Source organism: Barnesiella sp. WM24 (assembly GCF_004570975.1).
Lineage (GTDB): Bacteria > Bacteroidota > Bacteroidia > Bacteroidales > Muribaculaceae > Muribaculum.
Genome location: NZ_SPPC01000019.1, coordinates 25,576 through 31,821, shown reverse-complemented (window position 1 = coordinate 31,821; position 6,246 = coordinate 25,576). Strand labels below are relative to the sequence as shown.

Here is a 6,246-nt window from a genome sequence, read left to right as displayed (position 1 = left end):
AAACGCAAATCAAGAAGAATCTGAATATGTCAAAGCTATATGATGACGTCAAGAAACAAGGTGAGCAGATTGACGACCTGCAAAAGACAGTTACCAACCACGGCACACGCATCGAGACCCTCGAAACAAAAGCGAAGGCAACGCCGCCGACACAAGCAGTCAATCAAAGACCGATAACGGTGAAATTGCCCGACAATGTTGCGACCAATGAAAGCATCAGCAAACTGCTTGATGAAAAGCTATCGGCAACCTCAACCGACGGCACACTCAAAAAAGTCATGGAGCAACTGCCGGGCAGCCTGTCGAAGGGAGTTGCGGATGTACTGTCCGACAATCTGGGAGATAAGGTCAAGGACGCTCTTTATGAAGGATTCCGCAGGGAGTTTGCAGATGAGCGAAAAAAGCTCTACGATGTGGTAAGCGAACTCCGCCACAAGGCTCAGTCCATAATATGGGGGCAATGGTGGAAGGCGACACCTATACTCTTTGCAACTCTTCTTCTCGCCGCCGGAGGCTTCGGCTATGGATTCTTCTATCAGCTCAACGAAAATTCCAAGCTGAGGGATGTCGAATGGCTCTATCGCAATCAGAGGACTGCGTATAAGACCGAAAAATCACGCCAATTTTTGATGAACACCGAGCGGGATTTTATAATGGGAACATGGCAGGTGCGCGACAGCATCAAAGACAATATCCGCTATTGGGAGAAAGAGCGAGGCTTGGACAAAACCTATCTCTATTTCAACCCGACTGAAAAATAACACCATTACTGACCGAACCGCCGAGAGAATAACCGTATCCTCCTCGGCGGTTTTATAATTCAACGCAACTCAAATTATTTGTTTTTCGGCTCATTAGCTTGCTGTCTCAAAAAATTTCAGTAATTTTGCCGATATAGGAGTGGTATGTAAACTCCTACCGCAGCATGGTTAAGGCACGAGGAATAGACAATAAAATTGATTCTTTGGTGGCAATTCCTGTCACCAAGACACGCCGCACTCTCATCGTGCCTAATCAGGCGATTGCAACCTACGTCACCCAGTGGACTTACGACAGCCACAACCGACTCATCGAGATGATTTACCCCGACGAGGAGAAGGTGACTTACTCCTACAACCTCGGAGGTCTTCTTGAAAAGGTACGCGGTGAGAAATCCTACGGTTACGACTACATCACCAAACTGGGCTACGACAAGTTCGAGCAGCGCAGCTATCTGAAGTATTGCAACGGTGCGGAGACCTTCTACACCTACGACAACCGTCGCCGCCTGAGCAATCTCGCGGTCAACAGCGGAGGCACATCCATTATGGACAACGCCTATACGTTTGACGCTGTGAGCAATGTCCTTTCGGTGGCCAACAATGCTTCTCTTCCCGCCAACGGCAATGCCGGCGGCCAGATGTCGCACACCTGTACTTATGACGGTCTTTATCGTCTCGCCACCGCGACGGGTACATACACCGGGGCTGACAGCAAATCGGCATCCTATACCCTCGATATGGGTTATGACAATATGCACCGCATCACCTCCAAGCGCCAGCATCTGACGCAGGACAACGTGCAGTTCAACGGCACCCTCAATGTCGGCTATGACCTTTCCTATACCTACAGTTCGGAAGAAGGGAAGAAATTCCAGCTTGAAAGTGTAAAGGATGTTGATTACCGCACGGAAGAGACCCCGGAGGGGAACAAAGTGGAGAACGGTCACGTTTATACTTATGACAAGAATGGAAACCTTGTATATGTAAACACAAGCCGTATGATGAAGGATGGACATAAGGACAACAGCGTCGGTGAGCGCAAGCTCATCTGGGACGAGGAGAACCGCCTGCTCTCAGTGGACGACAATGGCTTCGTGTCCAACTACTGGTATGATGCCGACGGTGAGCGCACCGTCAAGACTTCCGGCGAGAGCGACCAGGTCTATGTCAACGGCGTATTCTCAGGCGGTTCTACCAACACCGCGAAGTTCTCGCTCTATGTGAGTCCCTATCTTGTCGCCAATCAGGGTGGCCGCTACACCAAGCATATCTACGCAGGTTCTCAGAGAATCGTGTCGAAGATAGGCGATTTCGCCTCCTACGGCTCTGATCCGCGCCGTATAGAGTATGCCGGAAGTGAGACCGACGGACTCTCTGTTGACTACAAGTCCAAGTACACCGCACAGCAACAGGTTATCAAGGATCACTACACTTTCTTTGATGTACCCTACAACGGCACGGACAACAACAACTATGCCGACGGCGAGGGATTCTGCTGCAACGACGGCACATTGGAGGCTGCACAGGCCAAGGCGATGAGAAAGGCCCAGACCCGCGCGATTGCCGAGTCCTTCAAGGATCCCGACAACTACGAGAACCTCCAGTTCTTCTATCATCCCGACCACTTAGGCAGTTCAAGCTTCATCACCAATCTTGACGGTGAGGTGGTGCAGCACATCGAGTATGTTCCTTTCGGCGAAGTATTTATTGAGGAGCGTAACAGCGTATGGAACACTCCTTATCTCTTCAACGCAAAAGAGTTTGATGAGGAGACAGGCATGTACTACTATGGTGCCCGTTACTATGAACCACGCCTCAGCCTTTGGATGTCAACAGATCCGCTTCAAGAGAAATATCCGAATATATCTGCTTATGTATTTTGTGCCAATTCTCCTTTAGTATATTATGATAAAATTGGATTGTCATTAACATTAGTAGGTGAAGATGCTGATTTACAGACTACTCTTTCTTTTTATGAGAAAGGCATGGGGGGATTCTATTCACTGAATTTAGATGAAAATAAGCAAGTTCAAATAACTCAGATTGAAGATAAGAATCCTAGTGATATGACTCCTGAACAAGCGAACTATTATAAAGCGCTGAATAAAATTGTAACAGACGAAAGAGATACAAAGATTAACATTGTTGAATCTCTTTCAGTCCCAATTGGCGATGCTGCAATACAATCTGTTGCAATATCGGATATTCAGACACTTGGAGAAGGAGAATGGCTAAATGGAGCAAGTGCTCTCATGCATGAGACCTTTGAACAATATCAAGTACAGGTTAAGGGCATAAAATTGACTAAAGCTCATATTCAAGCAACAAGTATGGAGCAGCAAGTTACCGGAGCCTATATTCCTCCATTTGATAGATTTTTCGATAATGGACAAATGGTTCTTCCTGTTTTTAAGAATGCTAGCGATACCAGTTCAGAAAATCGAATTGGGACAGTTATTCTCCACTTGAATGATAAAAACAACGTATCGTCAGTAGAAAGAAAAAAATGGCAAAAATAACGACACTCCTATTATTCCTTGTTATTATTGCTTCCAATATTAATGCAAAGATTACTTCTGAAATAGACAACTATTTCAGAGGTAATCTCTGTTCATTAAGGCAGACAATCAAGGCAGCTCAAAGTCTATCTATAGATCAGAAAGAATTTTTAAATATCGTAGGATTGTTATCAGATGAAGACCAATTAACAATCCACAACTACAACGTCAGAAATCTCGATAAAGACCTGCGCACAATTGAACAATGGTATGAACTTAATCAAGATTTGCTTTCATGGGATTTAGTGGTTGATGCACGCAATATAGTGAATGAATTTTCAATCATTAATTCGCCATTGTCCGATGAGACGTCATTATTTGAATTGAAATACAATAATCTTCAAAAGAGATTGCAATATCGAGGCATTAGGAATATTAATTCAAATCAACTCATTTTCCCTACAAAATCTAAAAAAGAAGGCGATAAAGTTGTATTGAATTATATTCATAAAAACATGGAAATACTGGATTCATTATTTAACTGCGGAAATATTGGGTCGGGATTTGTAAATTCTGTGTTTTTATGTAATCGTGTTCGTGAATTTGTATTTGTTATAGGATGTTTCTGTGGTATAAGTCAATATCTAAATCCAGTAATTCCGACATTAGATTGGATTCAATTTAATGATATAAAAGATTATATATTCATGAACGAGAATAACATTCCGTTGAAAAAAATTGAGTTCTTAAAAAAACTGTGGCGGTCTAAAGTCCAATTTATGGATAAAAAAGAATATGATGAGGCTTTTAAATCAGGAATGTTTCTTTACGAATAGAAAATTTTGTTTTAATCATTAGTACCTGGGAATAATAAATGAACATATCTATAAATATCTTTTCAGATATACTGCACATTATCTCATCAGTAATGTTGAAGAATGCTGACAGAATTAAAATCGTATACCCACATATGCGTATTTTTGTTTGTAGGTACTTTGGGATTAATCAATAGTTTTGCGTAAACTCATAAAAGAAACATTTGCGGACAATTGAATAATACTGACATCGGCTGATTATAAGATTAGTCGATGTCTTGTTATTGAATTGTAATAATAGTGACAAATCAAAAGATTCAATAAACAAATTACCCACATTTTTAATGTAAACTCGGTTAATATCTATCAGCGTTGTCACACATCCCTCAACTATCTTGCTCATATACTCCTCTTCCAGTTTCATGGAATCATTAACACTCGTTGAGAACCCTTCATAATGCTTTGACCCATGAATAAAAATATTTAACAAAGCCCTTGAAGGGTTGTCAATACCATAATTTTAGCAAGGTCATCGCGGACCCGTTCAAACGGGGTCTTTTATCGCCAAATGATTTATCGAAACCTAATAAGAATCAAAATTCATTGATTCAATAAAGATATTCCCAATATTTTCCACATATACCCGGTTTAGGTCGAGAATGTTGTTTACTCGGCCTCCGACTATGCGGCTCATGAAGTCTTGCTCCAGCTGCATCAGTTCGCTGACGTTTGATGTGAACTGGTCGTAGTGCTTGGAGCCTTGGATGAATAGATTGAAGATTGCCTGAGAAGGATTCTCCACACCATAGTTATCTCTTAAATCGTCCCTTACTCGTTCAAAGGGTGTTTTGTAGAGTTTATAAAAATCAGAAACAGAGGATTTGGCAAGAGCCTCCCGTTCCTCCTGCGATAAGGTGAAAACAGGAAAGAACAGCTCATCGAAAACGTTTGCAAAAAGAGTTTTCTTATTTTTGAAATAATAGATGATAGCTCCTTTTGTCTGGGGTATGGCTTTTTCAAGATCCGCAACCGTTATGGCATCCCAACTGCCGGTAGCAACCAGCGGATAACACTTTCTAAGTATATCCGACCTATTTCTTAACGATTGTTCCCGATGTTTCGACATTACGCAAAAAGGGTATGGAGAAGCGTCGTATCTAACACGAGGGTTGTTGTGGAAGACCTGTAAGAAAGATACGGCGCAACCCCATACCCGTATGACGTATGGACTCGCGTTTCATATCTATCCGTCTTCTTACTAAAAACTTCCACGCAAAATGCGGATAATGCAGAAAATGCAGAGGAAATTATGCTGTTATCAATTTTAGGTCGAAGAAGAAGATCCGGCTTTTCAAATCCTCATCGGCAGATATGCCAAACGCATCTTTCTCTCCTTGCTCGGTCTTATATAGAGGCTTAAAGCCGTTTTTCAGGTAGTAATGCAGAGTGGATTCGGTATTGTAGGCATCAACGAGCATATAGCGGCAAGCCGCCTTATTATTCTCGTCCACAAACCAATATTTGAGCGCATCCATCAGCTGTGTGCCAATATTCAATCCTTTGCCTTGAAAATTCATACTGACACCGAGGCGACCAATCAGTACAGCAGGATAGCTGCGATGCCGCTTTTGCTGTGGTATCTTTCGTTGGAAAGAGTTTTTGGAGGGTTTATCAAGTGTATACGTTTTGATGCCGTCGTATGACAGTGTGGCAATGGCCACTATCTCACGCTGATTTGCCTTGTTTATCCAGCAATAGGTCTTGCCTAGTAATTCCTCCTCATAGAGAAAGACATCATGGCTGAAAAAATCGTCAAGGTCGTCATCTCCACAAGAAAAGGGGTCACAGTAATCTGCGACCTCCTTGGTATAAGGCACCATAAAGGTGTTTTCTACGAAAATAAATTCAACCATTGTCAGTTTTTCCGTGGAGGAAATATGATGTTCTTAGCACTTTCCAACATCGTAGAAAGCACCTTTCGCTGTGATTCCGAGAGTTTTGGCGTAGGCAATTTGCCATTGCGCTCCGCTTCCTCGGTGAAGATTCTTGCATCTTCGCCCCAAAGTTCGGGGGATGTTTTAATTGTCATTGCCATAGTTTTATCTCCTTTTACTAATTCAATTACAAAGGTACAACAAATTTCTCACATAATCAGCTTAATAGGCTGATAAA

The 6,246-nt window shown here is 42.4% G+C and carries 6 protein-coding genes; 3 read left to right on the top strand and 3 right to left on the bottom strand.

Translation table 11 applies throughout. The features are described from left to right. The 3 genes from E4T81_RS15215 to E4T81_RS15205 form a co-directional block, all read left to right on the top strand. Positions 1-761, top strand: a 761-nt coding sequence (locus tag E4T81_RS15215) for a hypothetical protein (protein ID WP_209308214.1), incomplete at its 5' end; no start/stop codon positions are given. Positions 762-1,075: 314 nt separating this feature from the next. Beyond that, positions 1,076-3,280: an RHS repeat domain-containing protein gene (locus E4T81_RS15210; RefSeq protein ID WP_245207113.1), complete on the top strand. Its 2,205-nt coding sequence runs from the start codon at positions 1,076-1,078 to the stop codon at positions 3,278-3,280. Next, positions 3,268-4,095, top strand: coding sequence for a hypothetical protein (locus E4T81_RS15205; protein WP_123615259.1), 828 nt, complete (start codon positions 3,268-3,270; stop codon positions 4,093-4,095). The genes E4T81_RS15210 and E4T81_RS15205 overlap by 13 nt, the downstream gene beginning before the upstream one ends. Positions 4,096-4,657: 562 nt before the next feature. On the opposite strand, the gene E4T81_RS15200 is transcribed toward E4T81_RS15205, so the two are convergent. The 3 genes from E4T81_RS15200 to E4T81_RS15190 form a co-directional block, all read right to left on the bottom strand. After that, positions 4,658-5,200 (bottom strand): TetR/AcrR family transcriptional regulator, encoded by a 543-nt coding sequence (locus E4T81_RS15200; protein ID WP_135046059.1) that lies wholly within the window; start codon positions 5,198-5,200, stop codon positions 4,658-4,660. A 181-nt stretch (positions 5,201-5,381) separates the two neighbouring features. Continuing rightward, positions 5,382-5,987, bottom strand: coding sequence for a GNAT family N-acetyltransferase (locus E4T81_RS15195; RefSeq protein WP_167761998.1), 606 nt, complete (start codon positions 5,985-5,987; stop codon positions 5,382-5,384). A 2-nt stretch (positions 5,988-5,989) separates the two neighbouring features. Beyond that, positions 5,990-6,169, bottom strand: a complete 180-nt coding sequence (locus tag E4T81_RS15190) for a hypothetical protein (RefSeq protein ID WP_107036983.1) — start codon at positions 6,167-6,169, stop codon at positions 5,990-5,992. Positions 6,170-6,246: the final 77 nt, after the last annotated feature.

Excerpts from the sequence above, each read along its gene's own strand:
- E4T81_RS15195 (WP_167761998.1), bottom strand. The coding sequence starts at position 5,987 with ATGGTTGAATTTATTTTCGTAGAAAACACCTTTATGGTGCCTTATACC.
- E4T81_RS15205 (WP_123615259.1), top strand. The coding sequence starts at position 3,268 with ATGGCAAAAATAACGACACTCCTATTATTCCTTGTTATTATTGCTTCC.
- E4T81_RS15200 (WP_135046059.1), bottom strand. The coding sequence starts at position 5,200 with ATGTCGAAACATCGGGAACAATCGTTAAGAAATAGGTCGGATATACTT.
- E4T81_RS15210 (WP_245207113.1), top strand. The coding sequence starts at position 1,076 with ATGATTTACCCCGACGAGGAGAAGGTGACTTACTCCTACAACCTCGGA.
- E4T81_RS15190 (WP_107036983.1), bottom strand. The coding sequence starts at position 6,169 with ATGGCAATGACAATTAAAACATCCCCCGAACTTTGGGGCGAAGATGCA.